The following is a 17621-nucleotide window of genomic DNA, read 5'->3' on the forward strand; positions in this document are numbered from 1 at the left end:
CGGTTCCGCCGGACGCAGACAAGGAGAGCCCATGACCGACGCCGTACCGCTGACGCACACCTCCGTCGGGGACCGGGCGGCGGACGCCGTCGCCCTGACCGACGCGATCGTCACCGACCCCGTCACGATGATCAACGCCTTCACCGTCCCCGCCGCGGAACGCGCGCTGTTCCTGGACCGCTGGCAGGACAACGCCGCGGCGATGGCCCGCCAGCCGGGCTTCGTCCAGGCGCGGATGTACGAGGCGCTCGAGGACGAGGCGCTGCTCGGCTTCGTCAACGTCGTCCGCTGGGACAGCGGCGCGGCGCTCGCCGAGGCCCGGAAGCAGCCCGAGTGGCGGGCCGCCGTCCAGCGGATGATGGACGACGACGGCCTGCACATCACCGCCCGGCCGATGGTCTACCGGACCGCACTGGTCGTCGACCCCGGCGGTGCGCCGTGACCCCGCGCGGCCCGCTGCCCGCCCTGGACCGGCCCGACGCCGGGACCCTGGTGGTCGAGCTCGCCACCCCGCGCGCCGGCGAATCCCCCGACGACCTGGCCGCCCGGATCGTCGGCCGGCACGAGCGGCCGCCCGCCGGGCTGCTGTCCCTCAGCTGTTTCGCCGCGCTCGACGGGACCGTCGTCGCGACCCTCGGCCAGTGGGCCGCCGGCCACCCGGCCGGGGAACCGTCCGCCGAAACCCCGCCCCCGCCGGGTGAACCGGCGCGGCTGGAGTTCCGGCTCCACCGCAGCGCGCCGCCCGACCCGGGCCGGACCCCCGGGTGCTTCAACATCGTCATCCGGCCGAGCACGGGGCACCGGACCGCCCGGGACTTCGCCGACTCCCTGCTGGCCCGGTCGGGGTCCCTGCCGGAGCTGAACCAGCCCATCACCGGCAGCTTCCACATCGGCGTCGACGGCCGCAGCACGCTCCTCTACTCCGAGTGGGAGACGAAGGAAGAACACGACGAGCACGTGGAAACCATGCGGCACACGATGGCCGACCTGTACGAAGGCCTGCCCGCGCCGCTGAGCGTCCACCAGTACCGGCACTGCCGCAGCCTGGAGATCCCATGACGGCCACGCACGACGTCCCGCTCCGCTTCCCCTTCGGCGAAGAGGAAGCGCTCACGCTCAACCCGGCGTACGCGGCGATCCGGGACACCCCCGGCCTGACCCGCGTGCGGATGCCCTACGGTGCCCCGGCGTGGCTCGTCACCCGCTACGCCGACGCGCGATTCGTGCTCGGCGACCGGCGGTTCGTGCCGGCCGCCGCCGACAACGCCGACGAGCCGCGGATGGCGGAGTACCACCGCAGCGGCGGGATCCTGATGAGCTCGCCGGAGAACCACGCCCGGCTGCGCGCGCTGGTGGCCAAGGCGTTCACCATGCGCCGGGTCGAGGGACTCCGGCCGCGGGTGGCCGAGCTCGCCACCGGCCTGATCGACGGAATGCGGGCCGCCGGCCCGCCCGCCGATCTGGTCGCCGACTACGCGCTGCCGATCCCGGTGGCCGTGATCTGCGAGTTCCTCGGGGTGCCCGCCGACGACCGCGAACGCTTCCGCGGCTGGACCGAGGCCGTGACCGCGCTCGGCGGTTTGACCGCGGCGGACTACGAGCGCAACTTCACCGAACTGCGCGAGTACATGGCCGCGCTGATCGACAACCACCGTTCCGCGCCGCGGGACGACCTGATGACCGCGCTCATCGAAGCCCGGGACGTCGGGGACAAGCTGACCGAGCCGGAACTCGTGGAGCTGTGCATCAGCATCCTGGTGGCCGGGCACGACACCAGCGTCAGCCAGATCGCGAACTTCGTCTACGCCCTGCTCGACCAGCGCGGGGCGTGGCAGCGGCTGGTCACCGAGCCCGGGCTGGTGCCGGCGGCGGTCGAAGAGCTGATGCGGTTCATCCCGCTCATCGCCACGGCCAGCTTCCCGCGGTACCCGACCGAAGACGTCACCGTCGGCGACGTGCTGGTGCGGGCCGGCGAGCCCGTCCTCGTGGCGGTCGGCGCGGCGAACCGGGACGGGCTGCGGTTCGGCTCGCCGGACGAGCTGGTCTTCGACCGCCCGGCCAACCACCACCTCGGCTTCGGCCACGGCGCCCACCACTGCCTCGGCGCGGCGCTGGCCCGGCTGGAGCTGCAGGAGGCGCTGTCCGCGCTGGTGCGCGAACTACCGGGGCTGCGACTGGCGGGTGATCCGGCGTGGAAGTCGGAAATGCTCGTCCGCGGCCCGGGCTCGATGCCGATCGCCTGGTAGGCACGATTTTCCTGGAGGAGAAACAGAAGTGAGCACACAGAGCGTCGACGCGGCCACCTACCCGTTCAACCGGTCGTGCGGGCTGGAGCTCGACGACAGCTACCGGGAAGCCCAGCGCACCCCCGGCCTCACCCGCATCCGGATGCCCTTCGGCGACGCCGCGTGGCTCGTCACGAGGTTCGACGAAGCACGGGCCGTGCTCGCCGATCCCCGGTTCTCCCGCGCGATGTCCTTGGACCACGACGTGCCGCGGATGGCCGAAGGCCGGAACTTCACCGGCATCCTGACCACCGACCCGCCCGACCACACGCGGCTGCGCACCCTGGTCGCCAAGGCGTTCACCATGCGCCGCGTCGAGGCACTGCGGACGAAGGTGCGCGCGCTCGCCGAGCGGCTCGTCGACGAGATGGTCGCCGCGGGCGAGACCGGGGACCTGATGGGCGCGTACGCCCTCGCGATCCCCGAGGAGGTCATCTACGAGCTGCTCGGCGTGCCGCTGGCCGACCGCGACCGGTTCCGGGTCTGGAGCGACAAGGTGCTGGCGGGCAACGAACTCAGCGTCGAGGAGGCGGCGCGCACGCTCGACGAGCTGCGGGCCTACATGCTGGAGCTGATCGCGCAGCTGCGGGTCGCGCCGCGCGACGACCTGCTCAGCGGCCTGGTCCAGGCTCGTGACGAAGGCGACCGGCTGAACGAGGACGAGCTGGTGGACCTGTGCGTCGCGATCCTCATCGCCGGCCACGAAACCACGGCGAACCAGATCGCCAACTTCTCCTACCTGCTGCTCGACCGGCCGGAGCACTGGGAGCAGCTGAAGGCCGACCCGGACCTGATCCCGAAGGCGGTCGAAGAGCTGGTGCGCTTCGTCCCGCTCGGCCTCACCGCGTTGTTCGCGCACTACGCGAGCGAGGACATCGAGGTCGGCGGAACGCTGGTCCGCGAAGGTGAGGCGGTGATCGTGTCGCACGGGGCGGCCAACCGCGACCGGACGCAGTTCGACGACGCGGACGAGCTGCGCCTCGACCGCGACCCGAAGCAGCACCTGGGGTTCGGACACGGCATCCACCGCTGCCTCGGCGCCCCGCTCGCCCGGCTGCAGCTGCAGGAAGCGCTGCGCGCGCTGGTGACCAAGCTGCCGGACCTCCGGCTGGCCGGGCCGCCGGAGTGGAAGGAACACAGCCTCCTGCGCGCCCCGGAGGTGCTTCCGGTGCGCTGGTGAACGGATTCCGGCGGCGGCCCCGGACCGAGGCCGCCGCCGGGCCCGTCACAGCGCGTCGAGCCGGCCGCCGTCGACCACGAACACTCCCCCGGTCACCCAGCCGGCCCGGGCGGACGCGAGGAACGCGACCATCTCCGCGACGTCCTCCGGCCGGCCCGGGGCGCCGAGCGGGGTCGGGCCGCCGAGGTTCGCGTACGTCGTGTCGAAGTCCGTCCCGGTGTCGCGGGCGATGATGCCCGCCAGCTTCCGCGCCGCCGGGGTGTCGACGAAGCCGGGCAGGACGGTGTTGACCCGGACCCGCGGCCCGACGGCCTGGGCCAGGCCCTTCGCGTAGGCGGACAGCGCGGCCTTGGACGCCGCGAAGTCGAGCATCACCGGCTGCGGGGCCCGCACCGCCAGCGCCGATATTTCGACCACCGCGCCACCCGATTCCGTCAGCGCGGGCATCAGGGCGCGATCCATCCGGACGGCGGAAAGGAAATTGGTGTCCAGGCACCGGACCCATTCTTCGTCGGGAATGCTCAGCGGCCCCCCGGGATAGATGCTGGACTCGCCGACGTTGTTCACGAGCACGTCGACGCCACCCAGCACGTCAAGCGCTTCGGTGGCCAGCGCGTCGACTCCCTCCCGGGTGGCTACATCGGCGACGACGAGGTGAACCCCTTGGGGCACTTCGGAATTCTTGGTGCGCGCAGAGGTGACGACCCGCGCACCGGCCGCGGTCAGCCGGGCGACGATCGCGGCGCCGATGCCCCGCGTCCCGCCCGTGACGACCGCGCGTTTCCCGGCGAATTCGGCGGACAGGGGAACAGGAATTGTTTCCGACATGCCGATGATGTTCCCGGCCCGTCCGTCAATTTGTCAAGAAACCGTTCGCCGCGAAAAGCAGACCATTTTCGGCGACTCCTCCCACCCACACCCCCTGGCCCACGTCGCGACCGTCAGGTAATCTGTACGGCAGACAGTCTGTCACACAGATGAACCGTCCCGACCCCGACCAGGAGTCCGAATGCGAATCGAAGCGTGGTCCGACCTGGGTTGCCCGTGGTGCTACCTGGGCAAGCGCAGGCTGGAGAAGGCGCTGGCGGGGTTCGCGCACGCCGGCGAGGTCGAGGTGGTCTGGCGGAGCTTCCAGCTGGCGCCGTCCTACCCGAAGGGCGCCGCCCGGCCGTTGTACGAGGTGATGATGGAGCAGACCGGCGGCAGCCTGGACCAGGTCCGGCGCACGGTCGGCGCCGTGACCGGGCCGGCCGCCGAAGAAGGCCTGGTCTACGACCTCGACCGGGTCCAGATGTGCAGCACCTTCGACGCCCACCGCCTGGCCCACCTCGCCGCGGCGAAGGGCCTGGGCGGCGAGGCGCACGAGCGGCTGCTGCGCGCCCTCCTCGTCGAGGGCGAGATCCTGGACGACGACGAGACACTCGTCCGGCTCGGGGCGGAAATCGGCGTCGCGGAAGGGGAAACCCGCGAGCTCCTGGCCGGGGACGCCTACGCGGAGCAGGTGCGAGAGGACTCGCGGGAGGCCCTCGCCCTCGGCGCGACCGGGGCGCCGTTCTTCGTCTTCGACCGCGCGTACGGCGTCGCCGGCGCGCAGTCGGTACCAGGGTTCGCCGCCGTTCTGGAGCGCGCCCACCAGCGGGCGGTCGCCGCCGGCTGAGCCACGTCCACTTCCGGGGGAGGAAGCGCAGATGTCAGGTGTGAGCAGACGAGCGGTGCTCGGCGGAGCCGGGCTGGCCGTCACGGGACTCGCCGGCGCGGCGGGGCGCGCGGCGGCCGCGGCGGCCGACGGGGACCGCGTCCCGCCGCTGGGACCGGCGGTCGTCACCCCGGACGACGTCCGGTACCAGGACCTGGTCCGGCGCGGCCACAAAAGGTACGTGGCGAACCCGGACTACGTCGAGGTGGTGGGCTCGACGCGACACGTCGAGCAGGCGCTGCGAAAAGCCGTCCGGGCGGGCAAGAAGGTCGTCGTGCGCGGTGGCGGGCACTGTCTGTCCGACTTCGTCGACCACCCGGACACCCGGGTGATCATCGACCTGTCCGGCCTCCGGCAGGTGTACTTCGACGAGCGGCGCGGGGCCTTCGCGGTCGAAGGCGGGGCGCTGCTCGGCGAGGACGTCTACCGGCGGCTCTTCCTCGGCTGGGGCGTGACCCTGCCCGCCGGCTGGTGCCCGCGCGTCGGCGTCGGCGGGCACATCTGCGGGGGCGGGTACGGCGTGCTGTCGCGCATCCACGGGCTGACCGTCGACTACGTGGACGCGGTCGAAGTGGTGGTGGTCGACGAAGCCGGCGAGGTCCGCACGGTCGTGGCGAGCCGCGACACCCACCCCGATCTGCACTGGGCGCACACGGGCGGCGGCGGCGGCAACTTCGGCATCGTCACCAGGTACTGGCTGAAAGACCCCGCGGCCACGGGCCCCGATCCCGCCGGCCTGCTCCCCCGCGCCCCGGAGTCCACTTTGGACTTCAGCTGCGAGTGGCCGTGGGCGGAGCTGGACGAGCGGAAGTTCGTCCGCCTCGCGGACAACCACAGCCGCTGGGTCGAAGCCAACAGCGCCCCCGGCGCGCCGGGCACGAACCTGTACTGCGAGCTGATCCTGCACCGCCGGGCCACCGGGCAGCACCTCACGGTGGGCCAGGCGTTCGGCCCCGGCGCCGAAGCCCTGCTCGACGGCTACCTCGCCGCGCTGGGCGCCGGCGTCGGGACGCCGCGGAAGCTGGTCCGGGCGCGCAAGCCGTACCTCGCCACCGCGCTGGCCGGGTCGCCGGACTCGAAGCCCTTCCGGTTCCGCGTCAAGTCCGGCTACCTCCGTACCGGGTTCACCCGGGAGCAGCTGCACGCGATCCACGCGCAGCTCACCGCCGAGCACGACGACAGCCTGCTCAACGGATCGGTCGGCCTGGCCAGCTACGGCGGCGCGATCAACGCCGTGGACCCGGCCGCCACGGCGGTCGCGACGCGGGACGCGGTGCTGAAGCTGACCTACATCGCGGCCTGGGAAGACCCCGCGAAGGACGCCGTCCACGACGCGTGGATCCGCGAGTTCTACCGGACGGTGTACGCGGCGACGGGCGGCGTCCCCGACCCCGCGGACGGCGCGTACATCAACTACCCGGACAACGACCTGGCCGACCCGGCGCTCAACACGTCGGGCGTGCCGTGGTCGACGTTGTACTACAAGGGGAACTACCCGCGGTTGCAGCGGGTCAAGGCGCGGTGGGACCCGCGGGACGTGTTCAACCACGCCTTGGCCATCCGGCCGGCTCCCCGCTGACACCCGGCGGTCAGGGCCGGTAGGTGCAGATGGCGCCGATGCTGTTGGACTGCTCCACGACCGTCTTGCCGTCGACGGTGATCTTGCAGGTGTTGTCCTTGCTGCCCAGCTTGAAGTCGACCGGGGTGGCGGTGACCGAGGTGAACGTCAAGTCGTCCATCGTCAGGGTCTGGCTCCAGGTCTTGCCCTTCTCCAGGACCTCCTGGGAGTTCGCGCTGAACCCGCTGCTCCACTGCACGTTGGACTTCGCCGCGGTCGTCACCTCCAGGACGACGGTGTGCTTGGCCGGCGCCGCCGCGGTCGGGGCCGCCGCGGCGGGCTGGGATCCGGCGTCCGCGACGGCGGCCGGCGCGGCCGTGGCCGGCAGGCCGTCGGCGGCGTCGTTGACGGCCTTGCCGAAGGCCGCGGTCCAGAGCACGCAGATGACCAGCCCGATCGCCGACAGCACGACGGCGGTGATGGCCAAGCCCTTGTTGCTCGCCCGGCCCCGGCTCGCCCGCAGCGTCCCGACGATGCCGAAGACCAGCCCGAGGATCACCAGCGGCCACGCGATGACCCCGATGATCGGGATGAACGCGAAGATCAGGCCGACCAGGCCGAGCACGAACCCGGCCGTACCGAGGCCGTTCTTGTACTGGTTCGGGATCGGCATCGGCGGCGACGGCGGCATGGGGGCGTAGGACACGGTTGCCTCTTTCAGTCCAGCGGCGACGCGACCGAACGCGTCACGCTCTGCGCCGTTCGTCGCCTCCCGGGCCGCGCGCGCAACAGGGCCCGGACGCCACTCCGGGTCACAGAACGGACTCCGGCGACGTCGTTCACGATCATTTCCGCAGGTGGCGACAGTGAGCGACTGACCCACCGCCGTCACCCAGGGTGAGAAATTGAAACTTCAAGTTCACCCGGACGGACTAAGCGGTGGTGTTCTCCACGGCCCGCGGCGCATCATGACGCCGTGACCGGCGAGCCACCCCTGGGACCCGCCGATGTCCGGTCGACATCGGCGGTGGCCTCCGCGCGGGCTTTCGAATACTGGCGGGACCTCATCTGCGACACCTTCGTCCAGCTCTCCGCGACGCCCACCACGCCCGGCCCCTTCGACGGCGAGCTGGTGCACGCCGACCTCGGGTCGTTCGAAATGACGACCGTGCACGCCGGTGGGCAGCGGGTGCGCCGCACGCCGCGGCTGATCGCGCGGGCCGGGGAGGAGTACCTGCTCGCCAGCATCCAGACGCGCGGCCGGGGCCGGATCGAACAGGACGGCCGGGTCGCCGAGATCGGTCCCGGGGAGATGGCCCTCTACGACAGCACCCGCCCGTACACCCTGCACTTCGACGCCGCCTTCGAGCAGGTCGTCGTGCAGGTGCCGCTGCGGGACATGCTCGCCGAAACCGGCCTGCGCGACGCGCGGGGCGTCACCGCGACGAAGCTCGGCGCGCACAGCACCGCCGGCGTCGTCGCCCAGTTCTTCCACGGGCTCGCGCGGCTGCGGCAGGCCGACCCGCTCGGCGCCGCCGCCCTCGCGACGCAGGGCCGTGGCCTGATGGCGGCCGCGCTCACCCTCTCCGCCGACCGGGTACCGCGCGACGACGCCCTGACCCGGCGGCGCGTCCAGGCCTTCCTGCACGCCCGGCACGCCGATGCGAGCCTCACCGTCGACGACATCGCCCATGCGTTCCTCGTCTCGAAGCGGACGCTCTACCGCCTGTTCGACGGCGGCCCCGACGGGGTGAGCGCGCAGCTGCGGCGCATCCGGGTGGAGCACGCGAAATCCTTGCTGCTCGCCGATCGCGGCCGGCCCCTGGAGTCGGTCGCGGGCGCGTGCGGGTTCGCCGGGGAGCGGCAGTTCTACCGCGTGTTCCGGGCCGAGACCGGCCGGACGCCCGGGCAGTTCCGCGGCACGTCCGGTCAGTGAGGCGGCACGGGCTGTCGGTCCCGGGCCCGGGGTGGACGTCCGATCCTGGGTGCACCCACGAACCCAGGAGGCCGGGCCATGACCGAGCAGGTACGCGTCGCCGTTGTCCAAGCGGAGCCGAAGTGGCTGGATCTGGCCGCGGGGGTGGACCAGGTCGTCGGCCTGATCGCCGGCGCCGCGGCCGGTGGGGCCCGGCTGATCGCGTTCCCGGAGACCTTCCTGCCGGGCTACCCGTGGTGGATCTGGCTCGACTCGCCCGCCTGGGGCATGCGGTTCGTGCCTCCCTACAGCGAAAACTCGATGACCCGCGACGGCGCGGAGATGACGCGGATCGCGGCCGCCGCGGCCGAGCACGGCGTGCACGTCGTCCTCGGCTTCAGCGAGAAAGCGGGCGGCAGCCTGTACATGGCGCAGGCGTTCATCGACGACACCGGCCGCGTGCTGTCGGTCCGCCGCAAGCTCAAGCCGACGCACGTCGAGCGCGCCGTGTTCGGCGAGGGCGACGGCAGCGACCTCCAGGTGCACGACACGAAGCTGGGCCGCCTCGGCGGGCTGAACTGCTGGGAGCACTTCCAGCCGCTGACGAAGTACACGATGTACAGCCTGGGCGAGCAGATCCACGTCGGTTCGTGGCCGAGCTTCTCGGTGTACCGCGGCGGCGCGCGGGCGCTGGGTCCCGAGGTCAACACCGCCGCGAGCCTCGTGTACGCCGTCGAGGGCCAGACTTTCGTGCTCGCGCCGTGCGGGGTGGTCGGCGACGCGGCCCAGGAGGTGTTCTGCGACGACGACACGAAGAAGCAGCTGTTGCTCAAGGGCGGCGGGTTCGCGCGGGTCTACGGCCCCGAGGGCAGCGAACTGGCGGCGCCGCTGGCCGAGACCGAGGAGGGGTTGTTGTTCGCGGACCTGGACTTCTCGCTGATCGCGATCGCCAAGTCCGCCGCGGACCCGGTGGGCCACTACTCGCGCCCGGACGTCTTCCGGTTGCAGGTCAACCTCGCGCCGGCACCCCGGATCGTCCACAGTGGAGCGACGGAGTTCGAGGACGCCGATCTCGTCAGCGAGGGCGCGTGACGGCGTGGAGTCCGCGATCCCCGCCCACCTGACGGCCGAGCGGAGCAGGCCACGGCCGCCGGTCGCCTTACCCGTCGTTCTCGGCACGGTTCGACGAGTCGGTGCGGCAGGACTTCCTCCGCGACGACGGGCTCGAGGTCGGCTGCCACCCGGGGACGGGATTGGTGCGCGCGCTGGGAAACTGACCGCATGACCACAGCACTGATCGTCGGAGACCTCCAGCGGGGCATCACCGAGCGGTTCGCGTTCACGCGCCAGGTGGTGGCGCCGGTGACCGGGTTGCTGCCCCGGGCGCGGGCCGCCGGCGCGCTCGTCGTGCACGTCCATACCGCGTTCCGCGTCAACCGCGCGGACCTGCCCCCGGGCGACGCCTTGTTCGCATCCTTCTTCGAGCTGGGAGACGTCTTCCACGAGGGCTCGCCCGGCATCGAGCCCACCCTGCCGGTGCTCCCCGAGGACGTCGTCGTGCGCAAGCGCCGGGCGAGCGCCTTCGCCGGCACCGACCTGGATCTCGTGCTCCGGGCCCGGGGCGTGGACGCGCTCACCATCACCGGAGTGGCCACCAGCGCGATGGTCGCGGCGACGGCGTACGACGCCGCCGACCGCGGCTACCGCGTGACCCTCCTGGCCGACGGCTGCGCCGACGACGACGCGGGCGTCCACGAGTTCTTCATGGACCGGGTTTTCCCCAGCCGGGGCTTCGAAGTCGGCTCCTGCGCCGGCTGGCAACCGTCGCCGCGCTGAGGACGTCTCAGCGTTCGGCCTTCACCGCGGGCAATCCGGCCGGCTCCGCGAGATCGGTCCGGTTGCTTTCCCGCAACACCAGCACACACGCGACCGTCACCAGGCAGCACCCCGCGATCACCGCCGAGATCACGCCCGTGCCCGCGCCGGCGACCGCGGCGAACACCACCGGGCCGAGGCCCGCGCCGAGGCCGGCTATCTGGTAGCCCAGCGAGGCTCCCGTGTAGCGGGTGCGCGTCGAGAACAGCTCCGTGTACAGCGCCGCCAACGGCCCGTACATCGCCGGGTGCGCCACCGACTGCCCCAGCACCACCGCCAGCGTCAGCAGCGCCGCGTTGCCGGTGTCGATCAGCGGGAACAGCAGGAACCCCACGACGCCGGTGGCCAGCGCGCCCGCGATGACCACCGGGCGGCGCCCGATCCGGTCGGACAGCGCCGAGTAGCCGATGATGCCGATCACCGCGCCGACCGAGGACACCGTGATCGCGTTGAGCACGGTCTGGCGCGAGAATCCCGCGTGCACGGCGTAGGACAGGATGTACGTCGTCAGCGTGCCCTGCGCGACGAACGCGCCGAAACCCACGCCGATCGCCAGCAGCAGGTTCTTCGGGTGGCGGCGCAGGACCTCCAGCAGCGGCGCGCCGGCGCGCTCTCCGGCGGCGGCGAAGACCGGCGTCTCGTCGACCTTCAGCCGGATGAACAGGCCGATGGCGAGCAGCACGACGCTGAGCAGGAACGGCACCCGCCAGCCCCACGCGAGGAACTGCGCGTCGGTCGTCACCGCGCCCATCAGGGTCAGCAACAGCGTGGAGACCACCATCCCGCTGGGCGCCCCGGCGTTGGTGAAGCTCGCCCACAGCCCGCGGCGGCTGGTCGCGTGCTCGGCCGACATCAGCACCGCGCCACCCCACTCGCCGCCGACCGCGACGCCCTGCAGCACCCGCAGCACGATCAGCAGGACCGGCGCCCACACCCCGATCTGCGCATACGTCGGCAGGACGCCGATCAGGGTGCTCGCGATGCCCATCATCGACATCGTGATCACGAGCATCCGCTTGCGCCCCAGGCGGTCGCCGAAGTGCCCGAAGACGATCCCGCCGATCGGGCGCGCCAGGTAGCCCGTGGTGAACGTGCCGAGGCTGGCGATCGTGCCGAGCACCGGGTCGAGGTTGGAGAAGAAGACCTTGGTGAACACCACCGCCGAGGCCGTGGCGTAGAGCAGGAAGTCGTAGTACTCGATCACGCTGCCGAAGTAGCTGGAGAGCACCGCGCGGCGCAGCTGCGCCCGCGAGCGGAGGTTTTCTGCCATCGCGTCCTGCCTCGTCGCCGACCCCACGTGACCCGCGTCACGCCGCGACGAACGTTAAGCAGTTTGGTGACCACCGTCAAGACATTGCCCAACATCCGGCGGGGCTTATGCTCGCGCGGTGAGCGATCTGGCCGTCTCCGCCGCCGAGGGCATCGGCGCCGACACCCCGCGTCCGCAGACGCTGCTGCTCACCTTCTTCGGCGGTCACGTCCTCGACCGCCGGATCCACGTCGCCACCGGGAGCGTGCTCGACGTGCTGGACCGCGTCGGCGTCTCGGAGCACGCCACCCGGTCCACGCTGAGCCGGATGGCCCGGCGCGGCCTGCTCCACCGGGTGCGCCGCGGGCGGCACGTCTACGTCGGCCTCACCGACCGGTCGCGGGCGATCCTGCACGACGGCGAGCGGCGCATCTGGCGGGCCGGGGCGGTCAACCGGCAGTGGGACGGCACCTGGACGCTGCTCGGGTTCTCGATGCCCGAGTCGTGGCAGCGCCAGCGGCACGCCCTGCGCTCTCGGCTGCTGTGGGCCGGCTTCGGCAGCCTGCAGGGCGGCCTGTGGATCGCGCCGGGCGAGGTCGACCCGGTCCCGCTGCTCGACGGCCTCGGCGCCGACGGCCACGTCAAGGTCTTCCAGGCCCGCGCGCTGCCGCCGACCGAGGTAGCCGGGCTCGTCCGGGAGGCCTGGGACATCGACCGCGTGGCCGGGCACTACCGGGCGTTCCTGGCCCGCTGGCAGGACCCGGCGGCCCAGGCACCGGACCGCCTCGCCCGCGACCTGCTCCTGGAGTCCGACTGGCTGCAGACCATCCGGACCGATCCGCGGCTGCCGCGGGAACACCTGCCGGCGGACTGGCCGGCCGAACCCGCCCAGGAGCTGTTCTACGCCTTGAGCAGCGAGCTGCGGCCCGCCGCCCGCGCCATCGCCGCCGACCTGCTCGACTCGATCACCGACGAGCAGGCCGACGGCTGAGCGTCCACAGTAGACAGCCCGCGGGTCAGCGCCAGGTCCCGATGCCGTCGAGGAGCCGGTCGAGGAGGCTGTCCGGGACCGCGTCCCGCTGCATCGCCGTGCGGTAGACGATCGGCCCGACCAGCAGCGACAGCAGGTCCGCCGGGTCGACGTCCGTCTCGAGCTCGTGCCCGGCGACGGCCAGCCGGATCGCCGCGTGCAGCCGCGTCCGGATCGTCTCGTTCGACTCGTCGCGGCGGCGCGCGAGCTGCGGGTCCCAGAGCGCCGACTGCATCATGGCGAGCGACAGACCGGCTACGGCCGGCGGCAGCACCTCGTCGGCCAGCTGCCGCAGCTGCCGCCGCAGCCAGGGCCGGACCGGCGTCCCGGGGTCCTTGAACAGCGGCAGATCGGCGCCGTCCATAACGTCGAGCAGCAGCTGTTCGGACCGCGGCCAGTGCCGGTAGACGGTCGCCCGCCCCACCCCGGCCTCCTGGGAGACGCGCTGGTGGGTGACCGCGCCCGGCCCTTCGCTCGCCAGCAACCCGCGGGCGGCGACCAGGATCGCCTCCCGGGAACGCGCCGCGCGCGGGTCCGTCGAGTAACTCACCGCCGGATCATACGAGCGTCCGCCAGCTATGAGACATGTTGACTCATAGATCACTCCGTGGCAGGGTCGGAATCTGTGAGACACGATGTCTCACAACTTCCCCGGGGAGCAAAACATGCCGGAGCACACCGTCTTGCCGACCGGCCGCCGGGCCGCCGGCTGCCCGTTCGAGCCCGCCGCCGAGCTGACCGCGTTGCGCGAGCAGCCCGGGCTGCCCCGCATCCCGCGGTACCACCCGTTCTTCGGGCAACGGGAGGCCCGCGCCGTCACGCGCTACCACGACGTCCGCGCGGTGTTCGCGCACGAGGACATCGGCGCGGACCTGAACGCCGACCCCGACGCGCCGCGCACGTTGTTCAACCAGCCCGGTTTCCTCCTCGGCTACGACGGGCCAGGACACCTGCGGCTGCGGCGGATGCTGGCGGGCGCCTTCACCGTCCGCCGCCTGCGGGAGCTGGGGCCGTCGATCGAGAAGATCGTCACCGGGCACCTGGACGCGATGCAGGCGGCCGGACCGGGCGCGGATCTCGTGCGGGCGTTCGCGCTGCCCATCCCGTCGCTGGTGATCTGCGACCTGCTCGGCGTCCCCCACGCCGATCGCGCGGACTTCCAGCACCGCAGCGCGGTCCTGCTCGACGCCACCCGCCCCGAGCAGGAGCAGTTCGCCAACTACGCCGCGATGCACGCGTACATGGCCGAGCTCGTCGCCCGGCTGCGCGCCGAACCGGGCGACGGCCTGCTCGGCGAGGTGATCGTCAAGCACGGTGCCGAGATCACCGACGAAGAACTGGTCGGCTTCGGCAACCTGCTGCTCATCGCCGGCCACGAAACGACGTCGAACATGATCGCGCTCGGCACGCTGGCCCTGCTGGGTGAGCCGGACCAGCTGGCCGCCGTCCGCGACGAGGACGACGTGGCGACGCCGGCGATCGAGGAACTGCTGCGCCACCTGTCCATCGTCACCTACCTCGACCGCCGCGCCACTACGGACGTGACCATCGACGGACACCGGATCGCCACGGGCGAGTGGTTGTCGCTGTCGCTCCTGGCCGCCAACCACGACCCGGCACTGGTCGGCGAAGACGCCGGCCTCGACGTCCACCGCAAACCGGTCCCCCACCTGGCGTTCGGCTTCGGCGCGCACCAGTGCCTGGGGCAGCAGCTGGCCCGGATCGAGCTGAAGGTGGCACTGCCCGCGCTGCTGCGCCGGTTCCCGGACCTGCGCCTGGCCGTGCCCTTCGAGCGGATCGAGTTCCGGACGCTGTCGCCGGTCCACGGCGTGACGTCGCTGCCAGTGACGTGGTGACCCCTCCCGCCACTGGTGTTCGATGGGGGGCGTGCGAGAACCGGAACCGAGCGCCGTCCTGCCGGACGTGCTCGCCGAGGGGCTGCGGGTCGTGTTCGTGGGCATCAACCCCGGCCTCTCGTCGGCGGCGGCCGGGCACAGCTTTTCCACGCCGGGCAACCGGTTCTGGCCCGCCCTGCACCGCGCCGGGTTCACGCCCCGGCGGTTGACCGCGGAGGAAGAAGGGCTGCTGCCGGGCTGGGGGCTGGGCATCACGAGCATCGTGCGCCGCCCCACGGCCCGGGCCGCGCAGCTGTCACGTGAGGAGCTGGCCGCCGGCGGCCGGGACCTGGCCGAGCGGATCCGGGCGATCCGGCCGCACTGGCTGGCGATGCTGGGCGTGACCGGGTACCGGGCGGCGTTCGGGGCTCCCCGCGCCCGGCTCGGTCCGCAGGCCGAACCGATCGGCGGTGCCCGCGTGTGGATCGTGCCCAACCCCAGCGGCCTCAACGCGCACTACCCGCCCGCGGCCCTTGCCGTCGAGTTCGCCCGGCTGCGCGTCGCCGCCGGCGTTCCCGACCGCTCCGGTCTCCTCGGCGACGGGCCCCGCGACTGAACCGTGAGCCGCGGCGGTGGACCCTGTGGCGGGCACCGTGGTAGAAGTAGAACGTGTTTCACTTCTGACCGCCTGGAGGTGCGCGGATGAGCGTCCCGACCGTGACCGAGCTCCTCCTGGCCCGCGCCGGCGACGAGCGCCCCGGCCTGCGGTTCGAGGACGAGACCATGTCGTGGGCCGAGCACGTCCGGGCCTCGGCGCGCGGCGCGGCGGGCCTCCGGGCGACGCTGGACCGGGACCGGCCTCCCCATGTCGGCGTGCTGGCCGACAACGTCCCGGCGTTCTCCGTCCTCCTCGGTGCCTGCGCGTTCGCCGGGGCGGTGCTCGTCGGGCTCAACCCCACCCGGCGCGGCGAGGCGCTCGCGCGGGACATCCGGCTCGCCGACTGCCAGGTCGTCCTCACCGAGCCGAAGTACGAGCCTCTCCTGGCCGGGCTGGATCTCGGCGGGATCCCCGTGCGGGAACTGGGATCGTGGCCGCCGGCGGCCGAGCCGGCCGACCCCGTCCCCGCGTCGGCCGACGACCTGCTCATGCTGATCTTCACCTCCGGCACCAGCGGCGACCCGAAGGCCGTCCGCTGCACCCACGGCAAGATCGCGTTCCCCGGCGCGATGCTCGCCGAGCGCTTCGGGTTGTCCACATCGGACACCGTCTACGTCGCGATGCCGATGTTCCACTCGAACGCCGTGATGGCCGGCTGGGCGGTCGGGCTCGCGGCCGGCGCGGGCATCGCCCTGCGGCGCCGGTTCTCCGCGTCCGGCTTCCTGCCCGACGTGCGCAAGTTCGGTGTGACCTACGCCAACTACGTGGGCAAGCCACTGTCCTATGTGGTCGCCACGCCGCCACGGCCGGACGACGCGGACAACCCCCTGCGCCTCGTCTACGGGAACGAAGGGGCGAGCGCCGACCTGGCCGCGTTCGAGAAGCGCTTCGGCTGCAAGGTCGTCGACGCGTTCGGCTCGACCGAAGGCGGCATCGGGTTCGCGCGCACCGACGACACCCCGCCGGGCTCACTCGGCCGGCCGACACCCGACGTGGCCATCCTGCACCCGCACACGGGCCGGCCGTGCCCGCCCGCCGAGTTCGACGCCGCCGGCCGGCTGGTCAACGCCGAGGAAGCCGTCGGCGAGCTGGTCAACACCGCCGGCGCCGGCTGGTTCGCGGGGTACTACCGAGACCCCGCGGCCGACGCCGAGCGCCTGCGCGACGGCCGGTTCCACACCGGCGATCTCGCCTACGCGGACGCCGACGGCTTCTGCTACTTCGCCGGGCGGCTCGGCGACTGGCTCCGCGTCGACGGCGAGAACCTCGGCACGGCCCCGATCGAGCGGATTCTGCTGCGGCACCCCGCGATCACCGACGCCGCCGTCTACGCGGTGCCCGACCCCGTGACCGGCGACCAGGTGATGGCCGCCGTCGTCACCGACGGCACTTCCCTGGACCCCGCCGAGTTCGGCCGCTTCCTCGCCGGCCAGCCGGATCTCGGACCCAAGCAGGTGCCGCGGTACGTGCGCACGGTCCGGGAACTGCCGCGGACGTCGACGTTCAAGGTGGTCAAGCGGCAGCTTTCCGCGGAGGGCCTGAACTGCCCCGACGTGGTGTGGGAGCGCACGGGGCCGGACATCGCCTACACCGCTCTGTCCACTGTGGTCTGAGCGGTCAGGCGAAAGCCGCGTCGACGGCGTCCGCGAAGGCGCCCATGGACGGGAATTCCAGGTTGTACGACCAGTCGCCGCTCGGCTCCGGCGTCGCACCCCACCCCGGCCGGTCGTGGCGGCGGTTGATCCACACCGACGGCAGCCCTTCGCGCTTCGCCGGCACGTGGTCGTGGAACAGGCTTTGCGCCACGTGCAGGAGTTCCGCGCGGGCCACCCCCAAGGACGGCAACGTCTCGTCCAGCGCGCGGAAGTGGTTCTCGGCGGGCTTGTAGGCACCGACGTCCTCGGCCGTGATGATCGCCGCGAACCGGCCGCGCAGCCGCTTGTTGCTGCCCGCGAACCCGTCGCGGTGCACGTTCGAGAGAATGATCAGCTGATAGTGCCCGGCGAGCCGCGCCAGCGCGTCGGCCGAATCCGGGAACGCGGGCCAGTCCGGCACGGACCCGCCCAACCGGCGGGCCCAGTCGTCGCTCACCTCGGCCCCGAGCCCGGCACCCGTGCGGCGGAACGCTTCCGCCAGGACGTCCGAGTACAGCGTGGCCGGCGCTTCCCGCTCGACGGCGGCCTCGTGGCCGGCGTAGGCGACCAGCAGTTCCTCCCCGGAGACTCCGAGGCCGCGTTCTTCGGCCCACGGCGACAGGACGGCCGCGATGCCCGTCTCCCAGTCGATCAGGGTGCCGTAGCAGTCGAAGCTCAGCGCCTTGAAGCTCGTCAGGTCCGTCAT

18 protein-coding genes are annotated in these 17621 nt (G+C 72.4%); 13 read left to right on the forward strand and 5 right to left on the reverse strand.

Annotation, left to right across the window (positions count from 1 at the left end; translation table 11 throughout):
* Nucleotides 1–31 precede the first annotated feature (31 nt).
* Genes ABFJ78_RS19770 through ABFJ78_RS19785 form a run of 4 tightly spaced genes read left to right on the forward strand, consistent with a single transcriptional unit; the run spans nucleotide 32 to nucleotide 3465 of the window.
* On the forward strand, nucleotides 32–442 hold the full coding sequence (locus ABFJ78_RS19770) for an antibiotic biosynthesis monooxygenase family protein (RefSeq protein ID WP_436387836.1): 411 nt from the start codon (nucleotides 32–34) through the stop codon (nucleotides 440–442).
* Nucleotides 439–1059: a hypothetical protein gene (locus ABFJ78_RS19775; RefSeq protein WP_436387837.1), complete on the forward strand. Its 621-nt coding sequence runs from the start codon at nucleotides 439–441 to the stop codon at nucleotides 1057–1059. The genes ABFJ78_RS19770 and ABFJ78_RS19775 overlap by 4 nt, the downstream gene beginning before the upstream one ends.
* Complete coding sequence (locus tag ABFJ78_RS19780; RefSeq protein ID WP_436387838.1) at nucleotides 1056–2246, forward strand: cytochrome P450; 1191 nt, start codon at nucleotides 1056–1058, stop codon at nucleotides 2244–2246. Before ABFJ78_RS19775 ends, ABFJ78_RS19780 begins: the two co-directional genes overlap by 4 nt.
* A gap of 28 nt (nucleotides 2247–2274) precedes the next feature.
* Nucleotides 2275–3465, forward strand: a complete 1191-nt coding sequence (locus ABFJ78_RS19785; RefSeq protein WP_436387839.1) for a cytochrome P450 — start codon at nucleotides 2275–2277, stop codon at nucleotides 3463–3465.
* Nucleotides 3466–3510: 45 nt separating this feature from the next.
* On the opposite strand, the gene ABFJ78_RS19790 is transcribed toward ABFJ78_RS19785, so the two are convergent.
* Nucleotides 3511–4293: an oxidoreductase gene (locus tag ABFJ78_RS19790; RefSeq protein ID WP_436387840.1), complete on the reverse strand. Its 783-nt coding sequence runs from the start codon at nucleotides 4291–4293 to the stop codon at nucleotides 3511–3513.
* 181 nt (nucleotides 4294–4474) lie between these two features.
* Here ABFJ78_RS19790 and ABFJ78_RS19795 point away from each other — a divergent pair, with 181 nt between their 5' ends.
* Both ABFJ78_RS19795 and ABFJ78_RS19800 read left to right on the forward strand, forming a co-directional pair.
* Nucleotides 4475–5122, forward strand: coding sequence for a DsbA family oxidoreductase (locus ABFJ78_RS19795; RefSeq protein WP_436387841.1), 648 nt, complete (start codon nucleotides 4475–4477; stop codon nucleotides 5120–5122).
* A gap of 31 nt (nucleotides 5123–5153) precedes the next feature.
* Nucleotides 5154–6740, forward strand: coding sequence for an FAD-binding protein (locus tag ABFJ78_RS19800; RefSeq protein ID WP_436387842.1), 1587 nt, complete (start codon nucleotides 5154–5156; stop codon nucleotides 6738–6740).
* Between the two features lie 10 nt (nucleotides 6741–6750).
* Here the strand turns inward: ABFJ78_RS19800 and ABFJ78_RS19805 are convergent, their stop codons facing one another.
* Nucleotides 6751–7425 carry a DUF4190 domain-containing protein gene (locus ABFJ78_RS19805; protein WP_436387843.1) on the reverse strand — a complete coding sequence of 225 codons (675 nt, stop codon included), beginning with the start codon at nucleotides 7423–7425 and terminating at the stop codon, nucleotides 6751–6753.
* 270 nt (nucleotides 7426–7695) lie between these two features.
* On the opposite strand from ABFJ78_RS19805, the gene ABFJ78_RS19810 reads away from it, so the two are divergent.
* The 3 genes from ABFJ78_RS19810 (at nucleotide 7696) to ABFJ78_RS19820 (ending at nucleotide 10470) form a co-directional block, all read left to right on the forward strand.
* Entirely contained in the window at nucleotides 7696–8655 is a 960-nt protein-coding gene (locus ABFJ78_RS19810; protein WP_436387844.1) for an AraC family transcriptional regulator, read from the forward strand.
* Nucleotides 8656–8733: 78 nt separating this feature from the next.
* On the forward strand, nucleotides 8734–9726 hold the full coding sequence (locus tag ABFJ78_RS19815) for a carbon-nitrogen hydrolase family protein (protein ID WP_436387845.1): 993 nt from the start codon (nucleotides 8734–8736) through the stop codon (nucleotides 9724–9726).
* Nucleotides 9727–9915: 189 nt separating this feature from the next.
* Nucleotides 9916–10470 carry a cysteine hydrolase family protein gene (locus tag ABFJ78_RS19820; protein WP_436387846.1) on the forward strand — a complete coding sequence of 185 codons (555 nt, stop codon included), beginning with the start codon at nucleotides 9916–9918 and terminating at the stop codon, nucleotides 10468–10470.
* 7 nt (nucleotides 10471–10477) lie between these two features.
* On the opposite strand, the gene ABFJ78_RS19825 is transcribed toward ABFJ78_RS19820, so the two are convergent.
* Nucleotides 10478–11779, reverse strand: coding sequence for an MFS transporter (locus ABFJ78_RS19825; RefSeq protein WP_436387847.1), 1302 nt, complete (start codon nucleotides 11777–11779; stop codon nucleotides 10478–10480).
* A gap of 118 nt (nucleotides 11780–11897) precedes the next feature.
* On the opposite strand from ABFJ78_RS19825, the gene ABFJ78_RS19830 reads away from it, so the two are divergent.
* A complete protein-coding gene (locus tag ABFJ78_RS19830; RefSeq protein ID WP_436387848.1) occupies nucleotides 11898–12749 on the forward strand; it encodes a PaaX family transcriptional regulator in 852 nt (283 codons plus the stop codon).
* 25 nt (nucleotides 12750–12774) lie between these two features.
* Here ABFJ78_RS19830 and ABFJ78_RS19835 read toward each other — a convergent pair whose 3' ends face one another.
* A complete protein-coding gene (locus ABFJ78_RS19835) occupies nucleotides 12775–13338 on the reverse strand; it encodes a TetR/AcrR family transcriptional regulator (RefSeq protein ID WP_436387849.1) in 564 nt (187 codons plus the stop codon).
* A 115-nt stretch (nucleotides 13339–13453) separates the two neighbouring features.
* Here ABFJ78_RS19835 and ABFJ78_RS19840 point away from each other — a divergent pair, with 115 nt between their 5' ends.
* From ABFJ78_RS19840 to ABFJ78_RS19850, 3 genes are all read left to right on the forward strand, one after another.
* Nucleotides 13454–14644, forward strand: coding sequence for a cytochrome P450 (locus ABFJ78_RS19840; RefSeq protein ID WP_436387850.1), 1191 nt, complete (start codon nucleotides 13454–13456; stop codon nucleotides 14642–14644).
* A gap of 22 nt (nucleotides 14645–14666) precedes the next feature.
* Nucleotides 14667–15239, forward strand: a complete 573-nt coding sequence (mug, locus tag ABFJ78_RS19845) for a G/U mismatch-specific DNA glycosylase (RefSeq protein WP_436387851.1) — start codon at nucleotides 14667–14669, stop codon at nucleotides 15237–15239.
* A gap of 86 nt (nucleotides 15240–15325) precedes the next feature.
* Nucleotides 15326–16894, forward strand: a complete 1569-nt coding sequence (locus tag ABFJ78_RS19850; protein ID WP_436387852.1) for a long-chain-fatty-acid--CoA ligase — start codon at nucleotides 15326–15328, stop codon at nucleotides 16892–16894.
* 4 nt (nucleotides 16895–16898) lie between these two features.
* Here the strand turns inward: ABFJ78_RS19850 and ABFJ78_RS19855 are convergent, their stop codons facing one another.
* On the reverse strand, nucleotides 16899–17621 hold the full coding sequence (locus tag ABFJ78_RS19855) for an HAD-IA family hydrolase (RefSeq protein WP_436387853.1): 723 nt from the start codon (nucleotides 17619–17621) through the stop codon (nucleotides 16899–16901).

This window comes from Amycolatopsis sp. MEPSY49, from assembly GCF_051337345.1.
Classification (GTDB): Bacteria; Actinomycetota; Actinomycetes; order Mycobacteriales; family Pseudonocardiaceae; genus Amycolatopsis.